Genomic DNA, 21,387 nt, shown 5'->3' on the forward strand with positions numbered 1-21,387 from the left:
GGCTCGCCCGCGGCGGCCGCCCCGAAGGCGCCCCGCGACCGGACGGACCCCGCGGCCCTGCCCGCCGCCTCCGGTACGGGCTCCCGGGTCGTGTACTCGGTGGACGACGACCGGGTGTGGCTGGTGGGAGCGGGCGACAAGGTCACGCGCACGTTCAAGGTCACCCCCGGGAGTGTCGACCCGGCGCCGGGCACCTACGCGGTCACCTCCCGCTCGAACTCGGTCACCGGCACCGACGGCACCCCCATCGAGCACGTGGTCCGCTTCACCAGCGTGGACGGCGTGTCCATCGGCTTCAGCGCGGCGGTGCCGGGCTCGTCCTCGTCCTCGTCCTCCAGCCAGGGCGTCCGCACCGGCGGCATCCGCGAGACCCGCGCGGACGGCGACGCGATGTGGCGGTTCGCGACGATCGGCGAGAAGGTCGTCGTGATCCGCTGACCGTCCGGGGCCGGTCCGGACGACACCCCTGGACGGCCTCGACGTCAACGACACCCTCAGGCGGCCTCGCGGTGCTCCCGGACCGGTCGCGACACCTGCGGGTCGGGCAGGCGGGGCGGTGTGGACACCGCGCTCGCCGCGGCGCAGGACGCCAGCAGGTCGCGCATGGACACGCCGGCGACGACCGCGGAGGACCGCGGCTCCGGCTTGTTCTCGGTGGCCGGCATGGAACGCCTCCTGAAGTTCGGGGGCGGGCTTAGTTAGGTAGGCCTAACTAAGGATTGGGTACCATGTGACCACGCCGAAGACGCCGAACGCAATATCTTGCCGACGTCTTGTCGGAACATTCATGGACCGTCCCGCGGACCGCCATCACGTCACGCCGGCAGGACCGGCCCGAGGCCGTCGTCATCCCACCGGCAGCACCGGCCCGGGACCCTCGTCATCACACCGACAGCACGCTCGGATCCACCGCCGCCCAGCGCTCCCCGAGCCCGGTCAGCCTCACGTGCCGCACCTCGTCGGTGGTGTCGCCGACGGCCCGGTGGATGACGACCTCCAGCCGGTCGTCGGTCAGTTCCTCGACCTTGCCCTCGCCCCACTCCACGACGACCACCGACTCGGGCAGCGAGACGTCGAGGTCGAGGTCCTCCATCTCGTCCAGTCCGCCGCCCAGCCGGTAGGCGTCGACGTGCACGAGGGGCGGACCGTCGCCGAGCGGCGGGTGGACGCGGGCGATCACGAAGGTCGGGGACGTGACGGCGCCCCGGACCCCGAGCCCCTCACCCAGCCCCCGGGTCAGGGTCGTCTTGCCCGCGCCGAGCTCCCCGGTGAGCATCACGAGGTCGCCCGCGCGCAGCAGTTCGGCGAGCCTTCGGCCCAGCTCCCGCATCTGTTCGGGAGAGGTGACGGTCAGCTCGGTCTCAACCGGGTCGTACGGCTCCGCTGGTGCTTCCATAGCCACTTACGGTAGCTCCTGCCGGGACGGCACCCGCGCGGGTGAGCAGGTCGGCGAGACGGTCGGTGACCACTTCCGGGTGTTCCAGGATCACCAGGTGCCCGGCGTCCGGGACGAGCACCAGCTCGGCCTCCGGCAGCAGGTCGGCGATGGCCTCGCTGTGCTCGCTCGGCGTGACGAGGTCCCCCACCCCGGCCAGCACGAGCACCGGCATGTCCTGGAAGAGGGCGAGCGCCTCGGTCTTGTCGTGGTCGTTGAACGCCGGGTAGTACTCGGCGACCACGTCGATCGGCGTGCCCTCGATCATCCGCTCGGCGAACCGGACGATGGCCGGGTCGACGTCCCGGGACGCGAAGGAGTACCGCTTGATGATCCCGGCGAACAGGTCGGCTGTGGCCCGCCGCCCCTTCTCCACCAGCGCGGCCTGCTGTCCCAGCGCCTTCAGCACCCCGGGCAGCACCCGCCGTACCGCGTTGACACCGGCGACCGGCAGCCCGAAGTTGACCTCGCCGAGCCGCCCGGACGACGTGCCCACCAACGCCACCGCCACCACTCTCTCCCGGATCAGCTCGGGGTACTGGTCGGCCAGCGCCATGACGGTCATCCCGCCCATGGAGTGCCCGACCAGCACGATCGGCCCCTCCGGCACGGCGGCGTCGATGACGGCCTTCAGGTCGCGGCCGAGCTGCTCGATGGTGACCGGCACCCCGTCCTGCACCTGGGCCACGCCCCGCCCGGACCGCCCGTGGCTGCGCTGGTCCCAGTGCACGGTCCGCACGACGCCCCGCAGCGCCGCCCGCTGGAAGTGCCAGGAGTCCTGGCTGAGGCAGTAGCCGTGGCTGAAGACGACGGTGACGGGAGCGGGCGCCTTGCGCCCGAAGAGCCGGCGCCGCCGGGGCTCCGGCCCGCCCTCCGGCTCGACGTCGTCGACCTCGTAGTAGAGCTCGGTGCCGTCGTCGCCGTAGGCCGTGCCCGGCATGCCGCGCACGGCGCCGTACGGTCCCGCCGAGTCCAGCGCGAGCTGGGCCTTCCTGCGCATCCCGCGGCCGACGGTGAGCCGCTCCAGAGCGACGCCGGCGGCCGCGCCCGCCGCGACCACCCCTATCGCCGCGCCCGCGATCCCGGTGGCCTTGCGCCATCCGCCGGTCGCCCCCTCGGCAGCGGAGGCGACGGCCGCCGAGGCGACGCTCGCGACGACCTCCGCGCTGCTCTCGCTCACGTACCGCTCCTCTTCGCCGGACTGGTGGACCGCTGATCGGTGATCGGTGATCGGTGATGCCGATGGTGCTGGTGATACTGAGACTGGTGCCGGTGGTGCCGGTGGTGCTCCTGGTACGTCTCAGTGCCCGTGATGCCGTTCGGTATGGGTGGCCCCCCGAGGCACTGTGTGTCCGTGTCCCCGTGCGGTTACCCGTCCTGCCGCCGATTCAGAGTGACTTGTCACTCATTCACATAGACGCGGGGAACGCGCGTTCCGATGCGGGTGACGATTTCGTACGCGATGGTCCCGGCCGCTTGCGCCCAGTCCTCGGCGGTGGGTTCGCCGCGGTCACCGGGCCCGAAGAGCACCGCCTCCGCGCCGGACGGGGGCTCGTCACCGCCCAGATCGACGACGAACTGGTCCATGGCGATCCGGCCGGCGACGGTCCGCCACTTGCCGTCGACCAGCACCGGGCCGGTCCCGGAGGCGTGCCGGGGGACGCCGTCCGCGTAGCCGACGGGCACCAGACCGAGGGTCGTCTCGCCCGGTGTGACGTAGTGATGCCCGTAACTGACGCCGTGACCCCCCGGAACGCGCTTCACCAGCGCCATGGACGCCGACAACGTCATCACCGGACGCAGCCCGAAGCCGGCGGGGCTGCCGACCTCGGGGCTGGGCGAGACGCCGTAGACGGCGATGCCGGTCCGGACGAGGTCGAAGTGGGACTCGGGCAGGGTGAGCGTGGCGGGCGAGTTGGCGATGTGCCGCACCTCGGGCCGGACGCCCCGCCCCTCCGCGTACGCCACCATCTCCCGGAAACGGGTCAGCTGGGCGGCGATGGAGGGATGTCCTGGCTCGTCGGCGCAGGCGAAGTGCGACCAGAGCCCGGTGACACGGATCAGCCCCTCGCTCTCGGCGCGCAGGGCCTGGCCGACCAGCGCGTGCCAGTCGTCGCCGGGCTGGCAGCCGTTCCGCCCCAGCCCGGTGTCGGCCTTCAGCTGCACGCGCGCGGGGACACGGGCGGCACGGGCCGCCGCGCAGACCTCGTCCAGGGCCCACATCCCGCTGACGGACACGTCGAGGTCGGCCTCGATCGCCTCCCGCCAGGGCCCGCCGGGCGTCCACAGCCAGCACATGACGCGCCCGGGCAGCCCGGCGGCGCGCAGCGCGAGGGCCTCCTCGGGCGTGGCGGTACCCAGCCAGCTCGCCCCCGCCTCGACGGCCGCGCGGGCACACGGCACCGCCCCGTGGCCGTACGCGTCGGACTTCACCACGGCCATCAGGGCCGCGCCCGGCGCATGGGCGCGCAGGGTCCGCACGTTGGCCCGCAGGGCGGCCAGATCGATCTCGGCGCGGGCACGCAGGGGCGCACTCGGCAGGGCTGCTGTCTCACTCATCGCGCCCCCAGTGTCTCAGAGGGGTCCGACAGAGCCTCCGGCGCTGCCTCCAGCCCGTCCGGCGTTCGAGGACGAGGCCCCTTCAGGGCCGAAGCGGGGGTCCGGGGGCGGCAGCCCCCGGGGACGGGACGGGTAGGGGCGGCGGGGGCGCATCACACCCAAGCGGGCCCCGCCCACCCCCGTTCACTCACCCACTCCCCCACCCAAGGCCAGACCCACTCGACCCCCGACCCCGGACCCCCGAACCCCCGGCCCACGGCCCCGAGCTCACCGCCGTACATCCCGCCACGCCCCCGGAATCGCCCCCGCCACGTCATGCGCCCCCACCGGCGCCCCGTCCGCCACCAACCGCCCCGCCAACCCGTGCAGATACGCCCCCGCGCTTCCCGCGTCCCGCGCCGACAACCCCGCCGCCAGCAACGACCCCGTCAGCCCCGACAGCACGTCCCCACTCCCCGCCGTGGCGAGCCAGGACGTCCCCGTCGCGTTCACCCGCACCGCCGTCCCGCCCCCGGGATCGGCCACCAGCGTCGTCGACCCCTTCAGCAGCACGGTCGCCCCGTACCGCCCCGCCAGCTCCCGCACCGAGTCCAGCCGGGCCCGCTCGACCTCCTCCCGTGCCACTCCGAGCAGCGCCGCCGCCTCCCCGGCATGCGGAGTCATCAGCGTCGGCGCCGCCCGCCCCCGCACCGCCTCGGCGTCCGCCAGCCGCAGCCCGTCCGCGTCGATCAGCACGGGTACGTCCGCCGCCAGCACCTCCGCCACCGTCCCGGCGTCGTCCCCCGCGCCCGGCCCGACGACCCACGCCTGCACGCGCCCCGCCTTCCGCGGCCCCTGGTCCGACACGAGCGTCTCGGGGAAGCGCGCGATGACCGCGTCCCCGGCGGGCCCCACGTACCGCACGGCCCCGGCGCCGCCCCGCAGTGCCCCCGCCACCGCGAGCACCGCCGCCCCCGGGTACCGCGCGGAGCCGGCCGCGATCCCGACGACGCCCCGCCGGTACTTGTCGCTCTCCGCCCCCGGCACCGGGAGCAGCCGCGCCACGTCCGCGTGCTGCAACGCCTCCAGCGCGGGCTCGTCCGGCAGCTCCAGCCCGATGTCGACGAGCCGCACCGACCCGGCGTACTCCCGCGCCGGATCGACCAGCAGCCCCGGCTTGTGCGTCCCGAAGGTGACCGTCAGATCGGCCCGCAGGGCGACCCCGTGCACTTGACCCGTGTCGACGTCCACACCGCTCGGCAGGTCGACGGCGACCACGGCGGCCCGGGACCGCTCCGCGGCGGCGGCCAACGGCACGGCGTCCGGCCGCAGTCCGCCCTTCCCCCCGATGCCGACGATCCCGTCGACGACGAGGTCGGCCCGGCCGATCACCTCCTCGCCCGGGTCCGTCCCCGCGACGCTCCCGCCCGCCCGCCGCAACGCCGCGAGCCCCCCGGCATGGGTCCGCTCGGGCGCGAGCAGCACCGCGGTGACCCCGGCGCCCCGGCGCGCGAGCCGGGCCCCGGCGTACAACGCGTCGCCGCCGTTGTCGCCGCTGCCGACCAGGAGCACGACCCGGCTGCCGTACACCCGCCCCAGCAGGTCCGCGCAGGCCGCGGCGAGTCCGGCCGCCGCGCGTTGCATCAGCGCCCCGTCCGGAAGCCGTGCCATCAGCTCCCGCTCGGCCGCCCTTACCGTCTCCACGCTGTACGCAGTACGCATGCGTTCGAGTCTGCCGCAGAACGGAAAGTGAATGCCCGGGCATGCCACGCCCATTGACGCTTTGCCGCCCCTTTGCCAAACTCACGGACCCCCACAAGTGAATCGATTCAGTCGAATCGTTTCGACAACAGGACGGACCCCATGGGACGCAGAGCCGCACTCATCGCCGCCTCCGGCACCGTCGCCCTCCTCGCCGCGGGTGCCCTCACCGCACCCGCCACCGCCACCGCGGCCCCCACCGCGCCCGCAGCGCCCGCCGCCGTGGCCGCCGCCTGCGGCGAGGGCTCGTACCAGGCAGAGGCCGTCCTCAACGGCAGCACCTGGACCGCGCGGCGCGGCAGCAGCACCGTCTACACCGGCACCGACCTGCGCGCCGCCGTCCAGGCGGCCGTCAACAGCCTCACCGCCGGCCGCACCGCCAAGGAACGGGTCGTGGTCCGCGGCTCGGGCTCGATGTCCGCCGGCTCGCGCATATCCCTGCCGAGCTACACCACCCTCGACGTCTGCGGCACCATCAACGTCACCGGCACCGGCACCGGCGACCAGGCCCCGGTCTACTCCCGCGGCACCCGGGACATCGAGGTCCAGCACCTCAACCTCACCGGCAGCCCGCTGTACGGGATCTTCCTGCGCAACGTGCAGAACGTGGTCCTCGGCCAGCTGGACATGCGCCTGTCGGCGGGCCTCGGCGTCCGGATCGACAACCGGGGCGACACCAGCCAGTGGACGCGCAACGTCCGGATCGACAACGCGTACGTCTCCGGGGCGTCCAGTCACGCGGTCGAGACGTACGGCGTCGACGGCCTCACCATCGGCACGGTCACCGCGCGCAACGTCGGCGAGTCGGGCCTGCTGCTCAACCAGACCGTCAACGCCACCGTCACCAAGGTCGACGCGGACGGGGCGGGCGCCGGCACGGGTTACGCGGCCTTCCGCATGGCCAACCGCAACGGCCGGGTCGGCAGCTCGTACCCCACCAACATCCGCGTGGGCGAGGTCATCGCCCGCGGCGGCGGACGCGGCGTGTTCTGCGTGTCCGAGAGCGGCGGCGCGGTCATCGACCGGGTGAACCTCTCCAACACCGGCAACAACGCGATCCTGGTCGAGAACTGCTACAACGTGAACATCGCCGCCCAGAGCGGCACGGTCACCGGCGGCGGCGAGATCCGGCTGGCGGCCCGCTCGGAGTTCCCGAACAACGCGGACATCACGATCCAGAACCTGACGGTGACGAACTCCGCGATCCGCGAGAACCCCTGCGGCACGAACACCACGTTCCGCAACAACACCCTCGTCAACAGCACGCAGTCGATCTGCTGACGCAAGCCGGCGTCATCGTCGTACCGGCCCCTCGGCGATCACCGCACCGACGACACCCCACTGCCCAGGCCGGCGCCTGGGCAGTGCCGGTACCGCCGTCACCCCTCCGCCGTCACCCCTCCGCGATCACCACGGCCGACGCCACCCCCGCGTCATGGCTGAGCGACACGTGCCAGGACCGCACCCCGAGTTCCGCCGCCCGTGCCGCGACCGTCCCGGTCACCCGCAACCGGGGCTGCCCGCTGTCCTCGACGTAGACCTCGGCGTCGGTCCAGTGCAGGCCGGCCGGGGCGCCCAGCGCCTTGGCGAGGGCCTCCTTCGCGGCGAACCGCGCGGCGAGCGAGGCGACACCCCGCCGCTCCCCGCTGGGCAGCAGCAACTCGCTGTCCAGGAACAGCCGCTGCGCCATGCCGGGCGTACGCTCCAGCGACGCCCGGAACCGGTCGATCTCCGCCACGTCGATGCCGACCCCGATGATGCTCATGCCGAGCACCCTACGATCCGTCCGCCGATCGCGGGCTCGTCTCCCCCGTGACCAGATCGGCCTGATGGGTCGCGGTGAGGGCACGATCCAGGAAACGGGTCAGCAGATCCGCGTCGCCACACAGACTGACGCCCCGGTGGAGTTCCTTGGAGAACCCGACACCGCGCGTGTCCAGGACCCGCAGTACCGCCGCCGCCCAGGCCGAGAGGTACCCGGCGGCGAAGCCCGCGGCCCACTGCACGGGTTCCTCACCCTCGCCCACCGCGTCGGCGCGCACCCGCGCCACGTCCTCGACGCGAAGAACTCCGCGCTGCCTGAGCCCCTCCAGCCCGAACAGGAAGTCACCGGCCACCCTGTCCTCAGGGATGCCCAACGCAAGGCACGTGGTCGAGAACCGGTAGAGATCGAGCAGCTCCGGCGGCTCGTCCGGTGGCCCTCCCTGCGGGTCGTCTTGCTGACTGTCTTGCTGACCGGCCAACGCTCAGGCCCGTTCTGGACTGGTCCCCGGAACCTCCGGGTCCTCGACGAACAGGTCCTCGGCCCGCTCGACCGTGCGGGAGCGCTCCAGCCAGGCGTCCATGCGGTCGAGATCGGTGCAGGTGGTGATGCGTTCACGCACACTGTCCGACACGGGAATGCCGCGCACCTCCAGCACGAACAAGATCCCCTTGGCCTCGCCTTCGACCCTGCCTTCTGTCTTGCCCTCCAGGTAGGCCGTCTCACGGACCGTGCCCCGGCCGGGGAAGTAGCTGACGAACGACATGATTTCCCTCAGTTTCTCTCCAGCTGGGCCGATGCGCAGCACGGTGTCCACGGTCGCCTTCTCAGTGGAGTAGTGGGACAGCTGTCCGGACGATCGGGAGACGTTCACCCTTTCGAGGCGCGCCACCACGTTCACGCCGCCGAGGTCAGCTCGCACCACACGTACTTGCCCCGGTTGCCGTGTCTGGCCAGCGGATGCCACCCCCACAGGTCGGCACAGGCCCGCACCAGAGCGAGTCCCCGCCCCTGCTCCGACTCGCCGAGCTGCTCCCACGCCCGTGGCGGCTCGGGCGGCTCCGGGTCCGCGTCCCACGCCCCGATCCGCAGCACCCCCGCCGACCGACCAGCGCACCCGAAGCGCGGCCGGCCCCTTGGTGTGCCGTACGGCGTTGGAGACCAGCTCGGTGGCGAGCAGCTCCGCGACGTCGACCAGGCCGATCAGCCCGTGCATCGTCAGGATCAGGCGGAGGGTACGGCGACTGACGGTGACGGCCCGGAGGTCGTTCGGGATGTACAGGCAGTACTCCCAGGACTCGGTCCCGCTCTCGCTTTCGCTTTCAGGCATGCGTGAACTCCGTTCAAGTGGTGGGGGTTGAGGCCGGCGGGCGGTGGCAGTGCCGCAGCCGTCACGGCAGGACGGGGCGGTGCGCTTCCGGGGTCCCGGTTGTTCCGCAACGTGTGCGTCGCATCACTGACGGTAGGGGTTAATCTTTCGGTTGGGCAAGTCGATCGCGTAATCTGCCTCCCACGAGGAGGAGCAATCGATGACGACCAGGCGCGAACCAACGGCCCGTCAGTTACGCCTGGCGGTCGAGCTTCGGCGACTCCGTGACGCCGCAGGTCTCAGCGCCCGCGAGGCAGCAGCGCTGCTCGGCGTGAACCCCGTGCAGCTGAGCCACATCGAGTCCGGCTCCTCAGGGGTGAGCGAAGAGCGGCTACGCCGTCTCGCGTCCCACTACGCCTGCACGGACGAGGAGTTCATCGACGCGCTGGTCGCGATGGCCACGGATCGAACACGGGGCTGGTGGGAGGAATACCGGGGTTTGCTGCCCACCCCGTTCCTGGACCTGTCCGAGCTGGAGCACCATGCTCGGTTCGAACGCCAGGTTTCCGTCCTGTACGTGCCTGGCCTGCTGCAGACTGAGGCTTATGCGCGCGCGGTGTTCCAGTCCAGGCTTCCTGAACTCACCAGGCAGGAGATCGAGTTGCGCATCCAGCATCGAATGGCCCGCCAGAAGATCAGGATCCCGCACGAAGTGGTCATCCACGAGGCTGCGCTTCGGATCAGGGTCAGCGATCGAGCCACCTCGTATGCTCAGCTCACCCGGCTCCTTGAGCTCTCCGAAGCAGACCACGTCACCTTGCGCGTCATCCCCTTCGACGTCGACGGCTTCGCCACTGCCGGGAGCACCATGACGTACGTCGGTGGACCAGTCCCCAAACTGGACACTGTGGTGCGTGACGCACCCCATGGCTCAGTCCTGATCGACTCCGAAGCCCAACTCAACACCTACCGAACGACGTTCCGTACCGTAGAGGCCTCTGCACTCGATCCCGAACGGTCGCGCGAACTCATCCACAAGCTGACGAAAGAGCTGTGAGGCACTCAATGGACAACTGGCGGAAGTCCTCCTACTCAGGCGCGGGCGACGGCAACGAGTGCGTCGAAATCGCCAATAGCCCCGCCCGAGTGGCCATACGCGATTCGAAGACCCCGGCCAGGGCAACCCTCACCTTCCCGGCCGAGGCCTTCGCCCCCTTCCTCGACGCCCTGAAGTCACCTCACTCCACCGTCACCGACTTCGCCAGGTTCCGCGGCTGATCCACCTCGTTGCCCCGGGCCGTCGCCAGTTCACAGGCGAACACCTGCAACGGCACCGTCGCCACCAGCGGCTGAAGCAGCGTCGGCGTGGCCGGAATGCGAATCAAGTGATCCGCGTACGGCACCACCGCCTCGTCGCCCTCCTCCGCGATCACGATCGTCCGCGCCCCCCGCGCCCGGATCTCCTGGATGTTGGACACGATCTTGTCGTGGAGCACGGACCGCCCCCGCGCCGACGGCACGACCACCACCACCGGCATGTCGTCCTCGATCAGCGCGATCGGCCCGTGCTTCAGCTCGCCCGCCGCGAAGCCCTCGGCGTGCATGTAGGCGAGTTCCTTCAGCTTCAGCGCGCCTTCCAGCGCGACCGGATACCCCACGTGCCGCCCGAGGAACAGCACCGTGTCCTTCGCGGCGAGCGACCTCGCCAGGGCCCGTACCGGCTCCATCGTCTCCAGGACCCGCTCGACCTCGCCGGAGATCTGCGACAGGTCCCGGATCACCGCCCCGATCTCGTCGCCCCACTTCGTGCCCCGCACCTGGCCCAGGTACAGCGCGACCAGATAGCAGGCGACCAGTTGCGTCAGGAACGCCTTGGTCGAGGCGACCGCGACCTCAGGGCCCGCGTGGGTGTACAGCACCGCGTCCGACTCGCGGGAGATCGTCGAACCGTTGGTGTTGCAGATCGCCAGCACCTTGGACCCCTGCTCGCGGGCGTGCCGCAGCGCCATCAGGGTGTCCATGGTCTCGCCGGACTGCGAGATGGCGATGACCAGGGAGCGCGCGTCGAGGATGGGGTCCCGGTACCGGAACTCGCTCGCCAGCTCCACCTCGCAGGGGATCCGGGTCCAGTGCTCGATGGCGTACTTGGCGATCAGCCCGGCGTGGAAGGCCGTACCGCAGGCGACGACGACGACCTTGTCGATCTCCCGCAACTCCCCGAGGGGGATCCGCACCTCGTCCAGCGTCAGCGAACCGGCCGCGTCGATGCGCCCCAGCAGCGTGTCGGCGACCGCCTTGGGCTGCTCGGCGATCTCCTTGAGCATGAAGTAGTCATAGCCCCCCTTCTCCGCGGCCGACGCGTCCCAGTCGACGTGATACGCGCGCACGTCGGCCGGGCTGCCGTCGAAGTTCGTCACCGTCACCCCGTCCCGGCGCAGCTCCACCACTTGGTCCTGCCCCAGCTCGATCGCCGACCGCGTGTGGGCGATGAAGGCGGCGACGTCCGAGGCGAGAAAGGCCTCGCCCGCCCCGACGCCCACCACGAGCGGCGAGTTCCGCCGCGCCCCCACGACCACGTCCGGCGCGTCGGCGTGCGCCGCGACCAGCGTGAACGCGCCCTCCAGCCGCCCGCACACCCGCCGCGTCGCCTCCGCCAGGTCCGTGCAGGAGGAGAACTCTTCGGCGAGCAGATGGGCCACCACCTCGGTGTCCGTCTCGGAGGCCAGGGCGTGTCCGCGCTCCGCCAGTTCGGCCCGCAGCGCGGCGAAGTTCTCGATGATCCCGTTGTGCACGACGGCGACCCGGCCCGCGTTGTCGAGATGCGGATGCGCGTTCGTGTCCGTCGGTCCGCCGTGCGTCGCCCACCGCGTGTGCCCGATGCCCGTCGTCCCCGCCGGCAGCGGCCGGTCGGCCAGCTCCTTCTCCAGGTTCACCAGCTTCCCGGCCTTCTTCGCCGCCGCCAGCCCGCCGTCCGCGAGCACGGCGACACCCGCCGAGTCGTACCCCCGGTATTCCAGTCGTTTCAGTCCGGCCATCACGACATCGAGCGCCGACTGCGACCCCACGTATCCCACGATTCCGCACATGAGCGGCAGCCTACGCACGAAATCCTGCCCGAAAGGGCTCCCGCGTGCCCGAAATCGGAAATTCCCACCACCGTACGAAGCCCCGATACGCACGGAAAGCCGAGCGTGACGGACCCCACCCGCCATCCCGTTCAAACTCCGTTAACAATGGACTGTGATCTCTCCGGTCTCCCCGATGCCCCGGAGCGCCCACCGGCACAGGCCGGAGGCGACTCCCTACGTCGATCTCACCCGAGCAGAGTGGAGTGTGCTGCGCGAGAAGACGCCACTGCCGCTCACCGCGGAGGAGGTCGAGAAGCTGCGCGGCCTCGGTGACGTCATCGACCTCGACGAGGTGCGGGACATCTACCTCCCGCTGTCCCGGCTCCTCAACCTCTACGTCGGGGCCACGGACGGCCTCAGAGGCGCGCTGAACACCTTCCTCGGCGAGCAGGGCTCCCAGTCCGGCACCCCGTTCGTCATAGGAGTGGCCGGCTCCGTCGCCGTGGGGAAGTCCACGGTCGCCCGCCTCCTCCAGGCCCTGCTCTCCCGCTGGCCCGAGCACCCGCGCGTCGAACTGGTCACCACGGACGGCTTCCTGCTGCCCACCAGGGAACTGGAGGCCCGCGGCCTGATGTCGCGGAAGGGTTTCCCCGAGTCCTACGACCGCCGCGCGCTCACCCGCTTCGTCGCCGACATCAAGGCCGGCAAGGAGGAGGTCACGGCGCCCGTCTACTCCCACCTCATCTACGACATCGTCCCGGACCGGCGCCTCGCGGTCCGCCGCCCCGACATCCTGATCGTCGAGGGCCTGAACGTCCTGCAGCCCGCCCTTCCCGGCAAGGACGGCCGCACCCGGGTCGGCCTCGCCGACTACTTCGACTTCAGCGTGTACGTCGACGCCCGCGTCGAGGACATCGAGCGCTGGTACCTGAACCGCTTCAAGAAGCTGCGCGCGACGGCCTTCCAGAACCCGTCCTCGTACTTCCGCAAGTACACCCAGGTGTCCGAGGAGGAGGCCCTCGACTACGCCCGCACGACCTGGCGGACGATCAACCGGCCCAACCTCGTCGAGAACGTGGCCCCCACCCGTGGCCGCGCCACCCTCATCATCCGCAAGGGAGCGGACCACAAGGTACAGCGCCTGAGCCTGCGGAAGTTGTGACCGTTAGTCTGCGGCCATGCTGCATCTGCGCCTCATCACTCCGTCCGGCAAGACCGACGAAGTGGTCCACCTGATCGAGGAGACGGTCGGCACCACCCACCTAGTCGTCATGCCGGGCGCCGCCCGCAACCCCGCCGGTGACGTGGTGATGTGCGACGTCGCGCGCGAGGCCGGTGACGAACTGCTCACCGGGCTCCAGAAGTTGGGCCTGGACAGCAGCGGCTCCATCGCCGTGGAGAACATCGACCTGTCACTGTCCAAGCGCGCCGACCAGGCCGAGGCGGACGCACCCGGCGAGGGCGCGGACGCGGTCCTGTGGGAGCACCTGACCGAGGCGACCCACGAGGAGTCGACCCTCTCCATCACCTACCTCGCGTTCATCACGCTGGCCACGATGATCGCGGCCTGCGGTGTGGTGCTGGACAACGCGATCCTGATCGTGGGCGCGATGGCGGTGGGGCCGGAGTTCGGCCCGCTGGCCGGCATCTGCACGGCGGCCGTGCAGCGCGCGCCGCGCCTGGCACTCCGCTCACTGATCGCTCTGCTGGTGGGCTTCGCCGTGGCGATGGTGGTGACGGTGGGCTTCAGCCTCTTCATGGACTCGGTCGGCCTGTTCACCGAGGCCCAGTTGGAGGCCGAACGCCCCAACACCGGCTTCATCTACGCCCCCGACTGGTTCTCCTTCGTCGTGGCGGTGCTCGCCGGAGCCGCCGGCACCCTCTCCCTGACGTCCGCCAAGTCCGGCGCCCTGGTCGGCGTCGCCATCTCCGTGACCACGGTGCCCGCCGCCGCCAACGCGGCCGTGGCCCTCATCTACACGGACACCAACCAGGCCTGGCGCTCAACAGAACAACTCCTGCTGAACCTCCTGGGCATCATCCTGGCCGGCACCCTCACCCTGCTCCTCCAGAAGTGGCTCTGGACCGCCCAACGCAAACGATCAGCGTCCTAGCCCTCCAGAGAAGCGACAACCTGCGCAACCAGCCCCACCCCCCGGGGCGCGAGAACCTGCGCACCCCGGCCCCACCCCCCAGGGGCGCGGGGAACTGCGCACCCAGCACCCACCAAGCCGCACCCAACCACACACGCACCCCACCCCCAGGGGCGCGGGGAACTGCGCGACCAGCCACAACGAGCCCGCACCCCGCACCCCACCGCACCCCCACCCCGAACCCGGCACCGCCCCGGGCCGCAGGCCCAAGACACCGAACCCGGCGAACCGGCGGACCGGGCGGACCGGCTACCCAGCACCCGGCACCCGGCACCCGGACCGGGACCCAACCCCCCGCCTACCCCAACGCCGACTTCACCACATCAGCCAACCGCCCCGCGACCGACCGCGCCTGGTCGATATCCGCCGCCTCCACCATCACCCGCACCAACGGCTCCGTCCCCGACGGCCGCAACAGCACCCGCCCCGTCTCACCGAGCTCCCGCTCGGCGTCCGCGACAGCCGTCGCGAGCTCGGCGGACGTCCCGACCCGGGACCGGTCCACGTCGGGCACGTTGATCAGGACCTGCGGCAGCCGCTCCATCACCGCCGCCAGCTCCCGCAACGACCGCCCGCTCGCCGCGACCCGGGCCGCCAGCAGCAGCCCGGTCAGCGTGCCGTCACCGGTGGTCGCGTGATCAGAGATGATCACGTGCCCGGACTGCTCCCCGCCGAGCGCGTAGTCGTGCTCCTTCATCTCCTCCAGCACGTACCGGTCCCCCACGGCCGTCTGGACGATCTTGAGCCCCTCGCGCTCCAGCGCCAGCTTGAAGCCCAGGTTGGACATGACGGTGGCGACAACCGTGTCGGCCCGCAGCGCCCCGCGCTCGCGCATCGCCAGCGCGAGGACGGCCAGGATCTGGTCGCCGTCCACTTCCTCACCGGTGTGGTCGACGGCCAGGCACCGGTCCGCGTCCCCGTCGTGCGCGATGCCGAAGTGGGCGCCGTGCTCGACGACCGCGGCCTTCAGCAGGCCGAGGTGGGTGGACCCGCAGCCGTCGTTGATGTTGAGCCCGTTCGGGTCGGCGCCGATCGTGACGACCTCGGCACCGGCCCGCGTGAACGCCTCCGGCGAGACCCGGGAGGCCGCGCCGTGCGCCTCGTCGAGGACGATCTTCAGCCCGTCGAGCCGGTTGGGCAGGACAGCGACGAGGTGGGCGACGTACTGGTCGAACCCTTCCTCGTACGAGCGCACGCGCCCCACACCCGCACCGGTCGGCCGGTCCCACGGGGCGCCGGTGCGGTGCTCTTCGTAGACCGCCTCGATCCGCTCCTCCAGCTCGTCGTCGAGCTTGTGACCACCGCGGGAGAGGAACTTGATGCCGTTGTCGGGCATGGCGTTGTGGCTGGCGGACAGCATCACGCCGAGATCGGCGCTGAGCGCGGCCGTGAGGTACGCCACGGCGGGCGTCGGCAGCACACCCACGCGCAGGACGTCCACACCCGCGCTGGCGAGGCCCGCGACCACCGCGGCCTCCAGGAACTCCCCGGACGCGCGCGGGTCCCGTCCGACCACGGCGGTCGGCCGGTGGCCCGCGAAGGTGCCCGCCTCGGCCAGTACGTGCGCCGCGGCGACGGAGAGGCCGAGGGCCATCTCGGCCGTCAGATCCGCGTTGGCGACACCGCGCACGCCGTCCGTGCCGAAGAGTCGTCCCACTTGTCCTCCTGAGGAAGCGTCAGTGACGGGAGCAGTTCCCTGCGGCGCGCCTTCGTCCAAGGGCACCGCCACGGCTCCCGCATCCCAGGCATTCCATGCCTGAACATCCGATCACACAAGCCTTTGAGCGCCTTGTGCCGTTATACGCCCAAGGCTGTGTGAAAAACGAACGCCCCGGCGGCACAATGGCGTGCCGCCGGGGCGTTCGGAGTACGTACGAGCGAGCTCGTAGGCGTACGAGCAGGCAGCGAAGCTTAGCGCTTGCTGTACTGCGGGGCCTTGCGGGCCTTCTTGAGACCGGCCTTCTTGCGCTCGACCGCACGGTCGTCGCGACGGAGGAAGCCGGCCTTCTTCAGGGCGCCACGGTTGTTGTCGACGTCCGCCTCGTTCAGCGCGCGGGCGACACCGAGACGGAGCGCACCGGCCTGACCGGAGACGCCGCCACCGGAGATGCGGGCGATGACGTCGTAGCGGCCTTCGAGCTCGAGCACCTTGAAGGGCTCGTTGACTTCCTGCTGGTGCACCTTGTTGGGGAAGTAGTCCTCAAGGGTGCGACCGTTGATCTTCCACTTGCCGGAGCCCGGAACGATCCGGACGCGGGCGATGGCGTTCTTGCGACGGCCCAGGCCGGCGGCCGGCTGCGGGTCGCCGAAGCGGGAAGCCATGGACTCCGAGGTGTACTCGCCCTCGACGGGCACCTCGGACTCGGTGGTGTAGCTGTCGATGTCGACGGTCTCGTCGAGCGGCTGCTCGGCAGTGGTCTCGGCCACGATTCTCCTCAGATTCTGTTCAGTCTTAGGGGGTGGCCGGACTTACTGCGCGACCTGGGTGATTTCGAACGGCACCGGCTGCTGGGCAGCGTGGGGGTGCTGGTCGCCCCTGTAGACCTTCAGCTTCGACAGCATCTGGCGGCCCAGGGTGTTCTTGGGGAGCATGCCCTTGACGGCCTTCTCGATGGCCTTCTCGGGGTTCTTGTCGAGCAGCTCGTCGTAACGGACGGAGCGCAGACCACCCGGGTAACCGGAGTGGCGGTACGCCAGCTTCTGGGTGCGCTTGTTGCCGGAGAGGTGCACCTTGTCGGCGTTGATGATGACGACGAAGTCACCGGTGTCGACGTGAGGCGCGTAGATCGGCTTGTGCTTGCCCCGCAGAAGGGTGGCGGCGGTGGTGGCGAGACGACCCAGGACGATGTCCTGAGCGTCGATGACGTGCCACTGGCGCGTCACATCGCCGGGCTTGGGGCTGTACGTACGCACGGTTCGTAGCCTTCGCTTCGAGTGAATGGTCCTAGACAAGGTCACCGAAACGATCACGACAGCCTGGACCGCACTGCGGCGACGCATACCGCGTACGTGGGGTCGCTGGTCATCGGCCCGGTGGACCGGTGTAAGGGCCCGTCCCGTGAGAATGAGCAAGCCAATACACAACGAACATGCAGGATACCCGCGCTGCCCCAGATGGGTCAAAACGAGGTCACTGCCGTAGGCCGAGCCGATTCTACGGGCATTCCGCGCTCCCGTGCCCACCCGTGCCGCACGACCGTGTACGTCAGGGCACACAGCGTGAAGGCGTCCTTGAAGGCCCGGCGCCGCAGCGGCTCCAGACCGGGCCAGGTCAGACCCGGCACCTGGGGGACCAGGGAGAGCCAGAACCAGGGGCTGCGGGCGGCCGAACCCGGGCACGGAAGCCCCGCGAGCAGCAGCGGGACGACGACCAGGAGGTAGTGGTCGTACGACGGCCGGGAGACGAGGAACGCCGACAGCATCAGGGCCGCCGCCGTCTCCGCCAGCCGCAGCGGACCCGGACCCGAGCGGCACCAGCGCCGGTACGCGCACACCACCACCGCACCGGCGGCCGACAGCGCCAGGAGCTCCGCCACCGGTGCCGGCACCCCGAGCCGGGGCAGCACGGCCGCCGGGGAGGCCTCGTACAGCCGTACGAAGCCGTCGTCGCCGTGCAGCAGGAACGGCAGGGTGCGGGTGAAGAAACCCGCCGGATCGGGCAGCAGCAGCGCACAGAGGGCGGACGCGAGCGCCGGCACCGCGATCAGGGCCCCGAGGGCCCGCCAGCGGCGGGCGAAGAGGAACAGCAGCGCCAGCGGTGCGAGCAGCGGCTTCAGCGCGACGGCCGCGCCGATCACCGCGCCCGCCGCCACCCACCGGCCCCGGCCCGCCAGCAGCAGGGCCAGCGGCAGGGCCAGCGCGGCCGTCGCCGTCCAGTTGCCCAGCAGGACCAGATGGCCGAAGGGCGCGAAGCCCACCGCCAGAGCGGCCAGGCCCAGCGCGGCGAAGCGGCTGTCCAGCGGCACCCGGTACAGCCGCAGGGCGCACACCCAGCCGAGGACGAGGCAGCCGGTCACCGCGAACGGCACCAGGACCCGCAGCACACCCGACGGCAGCAGCGCCTGCGGAACCGCCGCCAGCACCGCGCTCGGCAAATAGAGGAAGTGCGGATCGTCATACGGGGAGCCGCCGGCCAGCCAGGTGCGCGCGGCCCGCACGACGATCGCGTTGTCCATCCCTCCGTCCGAGGTCAGCCGTGCCGTGCGCACCGCCGTCGCGCCCAGCACGGCCACGAGTGCCGCCCACAGATGCCGGCTCGCCCTTCGTACCAACCACCCGGAGATGTCGCTTTTGCGGTCGCTCATCGTCCGAACGCTAGGGGCTCCAGAGCGTCTTGAGGCGGACCGGCACACCGCTCACCCCGTCTAAGATGCGCCCCATGAGCTTTGGGCAGCAGGGGGGACCCCCGTCCCAGTGGGATCCCTGGAAACCGCAATCCCAGCAGCAGCCGTGGGACGGCGGCGCCGGCCAGGCGCCGGACTGGGCCGCGCTCGCCGAGGCGTCCGAGACGCGCAACAAGCGGCGCCGGCTGCTGCTGATCGGCGGTGGCGCGCTCGCCACGATGGCGATCGGCACGGCCGTGGCCATGGCCGTGGTGTCGGCCAACGGCAACGACGAGGCCTCGAACACGCCGAACTCCCAGCTGCCTCCGACCGCGGACATCCCCAGCGGAACCGGCACCGGCGCCCCGTCGTTCGAGCCGACCAGCGCGCCGCCCCCGCTGGATCCGAAGGACTTCGTCGCCAGCAAGAACAAGGACACGGCTCCGCTCGCCCCGGACATCCTGTTCCCGGGCACGCGGCTGACCATGGGCTCGACCGTCTACAAGAAGGGCCCGAAGGCCGACACTACGAACTGCGCGACGGCCGCCAAGGGCACCCTGGTGAAGGTCCTCGACGACAACGGCTGCACCCGCCTGCTGCGGGTCACCTACACCAAGGACGGCGTCGCGGTGACGGTCGGCGTCGCGGTCTTCGACACCGAGGCGGCGGCGCTCAAGGCCAAGGGCCAGGCGGACAAGAAGAGCATCGTCGCGTCGCTGTCCGGCGACGGCGTCGCCGCCTTCTGCAACTCGGCCGTCTGCCGCTCGACCACCAACTCCTACGGCCGGTACGCCTACTTCACCATCGCCGGCTTCACCGACGGCAAGGACGTGACGACGAAGGACACGGCGGTCTTCTCCACCGGCGACGACCTGGCCGAGTTCACGTTCCGCCAGATCCGCCGCCGCGGCGAGGCCCAGGCGTCGGCCGCGGCGAGCGGCTAGCAGGGGTGCGGGGGCCGGTTCAGCAGCAGCCGGCCCCGGGCAGCGACCGTTTGTTCCGCGCCTCCTTGTTGCGCGCGGCCAGCAGTCCGTCGGCCGGGTAGCCGACCTCCTCCAGCGTCAGCCCGTGCGGCCGTACGACATGCACGGCCGAGTCCCGGACGCCGGCCGCGAGCACCTTCCCCGGCCAGTCGGGCCCGCGATGCCCGTCCCCCACGAACAGCAGCGCCCCGATGAGCGAGCGCACCATGTTGTGGCAGAAGGCGTCGGCGCGGACGGTGGCGGTGATGATCCCGTCGGCGTCCCTGCGCAGGCTCAGCTCCTGGAGCGTCCGGATGGTGGTCGCCCCCTCCCGCCGCTTGCAGTAGGCGGCGAAGTCGTGCTCACCGAGCAGCCCTCGCGCGGCCTCGTTCATGGCGTCGACGTCCAGCGGCCAGTCGTGCCAGAGCACATGGTGGCGCAGCAGCGGGTCCACGCCCCCGGGATGGTCGGTGACGCGGTACGCGTACCGCCGCCAGATCGCCGAGAAACGGGCGTTGAAGCCGTCGGGGGCCTCGGTGAGGGACCACACCCGCACGTCCTTGGAGAGCCGCCCGGCAAGCCGCTTGAGCAGCTTCTCCCGGTGCTCGGCCCACAGCTGTGCGGGCAGGTCGACATGGGCCACCTGCCCGCGCGCGTGCACCCCGGCATCGGTCCGCCCGGCCACGGTCAGCTCGTACGTGGTGTCCTTCGACCGCGTCACGGTCCGCAGGGCTTCCTCGATCTCCCCCTGCACGGTCCGCCGGCCCCCGGCCTGCTTGGCCCAGCCGGAGAAGGCGGTCCCGTCGTACGAGAGATCCATCCGCACCCGCACGAACCCGGCCTCAACTTCGTCACTCACCCAGAGATCCTCTCAGCACACACAGAAGCGGGCCCGCCCCTCGGAAGGAACGGACCCGCCAACGCCCCAAAGGGCGCGGGGAACTGCGCGACGAGCCACGACGAAGCCGCACCCGCCGACGGATCAGCCCCCGGCAGAACGCTTACGCGTCCTTGGACTCCTCGGCCGGAGCCGCGTCCTCGTCGGCCTTGGCCGTGTCGGCCTTGGCCGTGTCGACCTTGGTCTCCTCGGCCGCCGGAGCCTCGGCGTCCTTCGCGGCACGCTGGGTGGCGGCCTCGGCCTCGCCGGTCGCCTCCTGCGCCACCGTCAGCGCCTCGACCAGCTCGATGACAGCCATGGGCGCGTTGTCGCCCCGGCGGTTACCGATCTTGGTGATACGGGTGTAGCCACCCGGACGGTTCTCGTAGCGCGGGCCGATCTCGGTGAAGAGCGTGTGGACGATGCTCTTGTCCGTGATCACCTGGAGCACCTGACGGCGGTTGTGAAGGTCGCCCTTCTTCGCCTTGGTGACCAGACGCTCGGCGTACGGGCGCAGCCTGCGCGCCTTCGCCTCGGTGGTGGTGATCTTGCCGTGCTCGAAGAGCGACTTCGCGAGGTTCGCGAGGAGCAGCTTCTCGTGCGCGGCACTGCCGCCCAGACGGGCACCCTTGGTGGGCTTCGGCATGGTCTTTCTCCTCAGGGTCTGCCCCGGCCGTATCAGGTACCGGAGTCAGTATCCGAGCAGGCGGACGCCTGTCGGAGATCCAGGCCCCCGAAGGGGCCTGGAGGGGGCGCGGGGAACTGCGCGTCAAGCCACAGCGCACCCGCGCCGGAGTACGGACCGGACGGCCCGAGCTGTCAGTACTGCTCGGTCTCCACGAACCCGGCGTCCGCGTCGTCGTCGGCGCCGAAGGCGTCGGCGGCGGCGGTCGGGTCGAACCCGGGAGGCGAGTCCTTGAGCGCGAGGCCCATGCCGGCCAGCTTCGCCTTGACCTCGTCGATGGACTTCGCACCGAAGTTGCGGATGTCCAGCAGGTCGGCCTCGGACCGCGCCACGAGCTCACCCACGGAGTGGATGCCCTCGCGCTTGAGGCAGTTGTACGACCGGACGGTGAGCTCCAGCTCCTCGATCGGCAGGGCGAGATCGGCGGCGAGGGCGGCGTCCGTGGGGGACGGGCCCATGTCGATGCCCTCGGCGTCGATGTTGAGCTCGCGCGCCAGACCGAACAGCTCGACCAG

Annotated in this window: 23 protein-coding genes and 1 pseudogene; 7 read left to right on the forward strand and 17 right to left on the reverse strand. The window is 71.1% G+C overall.

What is annotated here, in order from left to right; translation table 11 throughout:
• The coding region (locus ACWD0J_RS37695) for a hypothetical protein (protein ID WP_451500384.1) at positions 1-438 on the forward strand (438 nt) is incomplete at its 5' end.
• Between the two features lie 56 nt (positions 439-494).
• Here the strand turns inward: ACWD0J_RS37695 and ACWD0J_RS37700 are convergent.
• The 5 genes from ACWD0J_RS37700 to ACWD0J_RS37720 form a co-directional block, all read right to left on the reverse strand.
• On the reverse strand, positions 495-665 hold the full coding sequence (locus ACWD0J_RS37700; protein ID WP_451500385.1) for a hypothetical protein: 171 nt from the start codon (positions 663-665) through the stop codon (positions 495-497).
• A 218-nt stretch (positions 666-883) separates the two neighbouring features.
• Complete coding sequence (gene tsaE / locus ACWD0J_RS37705; RefSeq protein WP_451500386.1) at positions 884-1,396, reverse strand: tRNA (adenosine(37)-N6)-threonylcarbamoyltransferase complex ATPase subunit type 1 TsaE; 513 nt, start codon at positions 1,394-1,396, stop codon at positions 884-886.
• Positions 1,362-2,615, reverse strand: coding sequence for an alpha/beta fold hydrolase (locus ACWD0J_RS37710; protein WP_451500387.1), 1,254 nt, complete (start codon positions 2,613-2,615; stop codon positions 1,362-1,364). Before ACWD0J_RS37710 ends, tsaE begins: the two co-directional genes overlap by 35 nt.
• A 221-nt stretch (positions 2,616-2,836) precedes the next feature.
• A complete protein-coding gene (gene alr, locus ACWD0J_RS37715; RefSeq protein ID WP_451500388.1) occupies positions 2,837-3,994 on the reverse strand; it encodes an alanine racemase in 1,158 nt (385 codons plus the stop codon).
• 267 nt (positions 3,995-4,261) lie between these two features.
• On the reverse strand, positions 4,262-5,695 hold the full coding sequence (locus ACWD0J_RS37720; protein ID WP_451500389.1) for an NAD(P)H-hydrate dehydratase: 1,434 nt from the start codon (positions 5,693-5,695) through the stop codon (positions 4,262-4,264).
• Positions 5,696-5,836: 141 nt separating this feature from the next.
• Between ACWD0J_RS37720 and ACWD0J_RS37725 the strand changes: the two genes are divergently transcribed.
• Entirely contained in the window at positions 5,837-7,015 is a 1,179-nt protein-coding gene (locus ACWD0J_RS37725) for a hypothetical protein (protein WP_451500390.1), read from the forward strand.
• Positions 7,016-7,127: 112 nt separating this feature from the next.
• Here the strand turns inward: ACWD0J_RS37725 and ACWD0J_RS37730 are convergent, their stop codons facing one another.
• The 4 genes and pseudogenes from ACWD0J_RS37730 to ACWD0J_RS37745 all read right to left on the reverse strand — a co-directional run bounded on the left by ACWD0J_RS37730 (position 7,128) and on the right by ACWD0J_RS37745 (position 8,826).
• Positions 7,128-7,499: a holo-ACP synthase gene (locus tag ACWD0J_RS37730; RefSeq protein WP_451500391.1), complete on the reverse strand. Its 372-nt coding sequence runs from the start codon at positions 7,497-7,499 to the stop codon at positions 7,128-7,130.
• Positions 7,500-7,509: 10 nt separating this feature from the next.
• Positions 7,510-7,851: a hypothetical protein gene (locus tag ACWD0J_RS37735; protein ID WP_451500392.1), complete on the reverse strand. Its 342-nt coding sequence runs from the start codon at positions 7,849-7,851 to the stop codon at positions 7,510-7,512.
• A gap of 129 nt (positions 7,852-7,980) precedes the next feature.
• Positions 7,981-8,397 carry a hypothetical protein gene (locus tag ACWD0J_RS37740; RefSeq protein WP_451500393.1) on the reverse strand — a complete coding sequence of 139 codons (417 nt, stop codon included), beginning with the start codon at positions 8,395-8,397 and terminating at the stop codon, positions 7,981-7,983.
• Positions 8,394-8,826 (reverse strand): annotated as a pseudogene (locus tag ACWD0J_RS37745) (ATP-binding protein). Before ACWD0J_RS37745 ends, ACWD0J_RS37740 begins: the two are co-directional and overlap by 4 nt.
• Positions 8,827-9,025: 199 nt before the next feature.
• On the opposite strand from ACWD0J_RS37745, the gene ACWD0J_RS37750 reads away from it, so the two are divergent.
• Together ACWD0J_RS37750 and ACWD0J_RS37755 are read left to right on the forward strand one after the other, a co-directional pair.
• Positions 9,026-9,862, forward strand: coding sequence for a helix-turn-helix domain-containing protein (locus ACWD0J_RS37750; RefSeq protein ID WP_451500394.1), 837 nt, complete (start codon positions 9,026-9,028; stop codon positions 9,860-9,862).
• A gap of 8 nt (positions 9,863-9,870) precedes the next feature.
• Positions 9,871-10,083, forward strand: a complete 213-nt coding sequence (locus tag ACWD0J_RS37755) for a DUF397 domain-containing protein (protein ID WP_451500404.1) — start codon at positions 9,871-9,873, stop codon at positions 10,081-10,083.
• Here the strand turns inward: ACWD0J_RS37755 and glmS are convergent.
• Complete coding sequence (gene glmS, locus ACWD0J_RS37760) at positions 10,044-11,891, reverse strand: glutamine--fructose-6-phosphate transaminase (isomerizing) (protein ID WP_451500395.1); 1,848 nt, start codon at positions 11,889-11,891, stop codon at positions 10,044-10,046. The two genes, ACWD0J_RS37755 and glmS, sit on opposite strands and share 40 nt — an antisense overlap.
• 175 nt (positions 11,892-12,066) lie before the next feature.
• On the opposite strand from glmS, the gene coaA reads away from it, so the two are divergent.
• Together coaA and ACWD0J_RS37770 are read left to right on the forward strand one after the other, a co-directional pair.
• Positions 12,067-13,035 (forward strand): type I pantothenate kinase, encoded by a 969-nt coding sequence (coaA, locus tag ACWD0J_RS37765; RefSeq protein WP_451500396.1) that lies wholly within the window; start codon positions 12,067-12,069, stop codon positions 13,033-13,035.
• A 16-nt stretch (positions 13,036-13,051) separates the two neighbouring features.
• Positions 13,052-13,987, forward strand: a complete 936-nt coding sequence (locus tag ACWD0J_RS37770) for a DUF389 domain-containing protein (RefSeq protein ID WP_451500397.1) — start codon at positions 13,052-13,054, stop codon at positions 13,985-13,987.
• Positions 13,988-14,324: 337 nt separating this feature from the next.
• On the opposite strand, the gene glmM is transcribed toward ACWD0J_RS37770, so the two are convergent.
• The 4 genes from glmM to ACWD0J_RS37790 form a co-directional block, all read right to left on the reverse strand.
• The gene (gene glmM, locus ACWD0J_RS37775; RefSeq protein WP_451500398.1) at positions 14,325-15,683 is read right to left on the reverse strand and encodes a phosphoglucosamine mutase; all 1,359 of its coding nucleotides are present in this window, start codon (positions 15,681-15,683) and stop codon (positions 14,325-14,327) included.
• A gap of 254 nt (positions 15,684-15,937) precedes the next feature.
• Entirely contained in the window at positions 15,938-16,453 is a 516-nt protein-coding gene (gene rpsI, locus ACWD0J_RS37780) for a 30S ribosomal protein S9 (protein WP_451500399.1), read from the reverse strand.
• 42 nt (positions 16,454-16,495) lie between these two features.
• Positions 16,496-16,939, reverse strand: coding sequence for a 50S ribosomal protein L13 (gene rplM / locus ACWD0J_RS37785; RefSeq protein WP_286064078.1), 444 nt, complete (start codon positions 16,937-16,939; stop codon positions 16,496-16,498).
• Between the two features lie 206 nt (positions 16,940-17,145).
• Complete coding sequence (locus tag ACWD0J_RS37790) at positions 17,146-18,330, reverse strand: glycosyltransferase 87 family protein (protein ID WP_451500400.1); 1,185 nt, start codon at positions 18,328-18,330, stop codon at positions 17,146-17,148.
• A gap of 74 nt (positions 18,331-18,404) precedes the next feature.
• On the opposite strand from ACWD0J_RS37790, the gene ACWD0J_RS37795 reads away from it, so the two are divergent.
• Positions 18,405-19,292, forward strand: a complete 888-nt coding sequence (locus tag ACWD0J_RS37795) for a hypothetical protein (RefSeq protein ID WP_451500401.1) — start codon at positions 18,405-18,407, stop codon at positions 19,290-19,292.
• 19 nt (positions 19,293-19,311) lie between these two features.
• Here ACWD0J_RS37795 and truA read toward each other — a convergent pair whose 3' ends face one another.
• From truA to ACWD0J_RS37810, 3 genes are all read right to left on the reverse strand, one after another.
• Positions 19,312-20,169, reverse strand: a complete 858-nt coding sequence (truA, locus tag ACWD0J_RS37800) for a tRNA pseudouridine(38-40) synthase TruA (RefSeq protein ID WP_451500402.1) — start codon at positions 20,167-20,169, stop codon at positions 19,312-19,314.
• 142 nt (positions 20,170-20,311) lie between these two features.
• Complete coding sequence (gene rplQ / locus ACWD0J_RS37805) at positions 20,312-20,833, reverse strand: 50S ribosomal protein L17 (RefSeq protein ID WP_451500403.1); 522 nt, start codon at positions 20,831-20,833, stop codon at positions 20,312-20,314.
• 173 nt (positions 20,834-21,006) lie between these two features.
• Positions 21,007-21,387, reverse strand: a 381-nt coding sequence (locus tag ACWD0J_RS37810; protein WP_358955986.1) for a DNA-directed RNA polymerase subunit alpha C-terminal domain-containing protein, incomplete at its 5' end; no start/stop codon positions are given.

It is taken from the genome of Streptomyces sp. NPDC003011 (genome assembly GCF_053591515.1).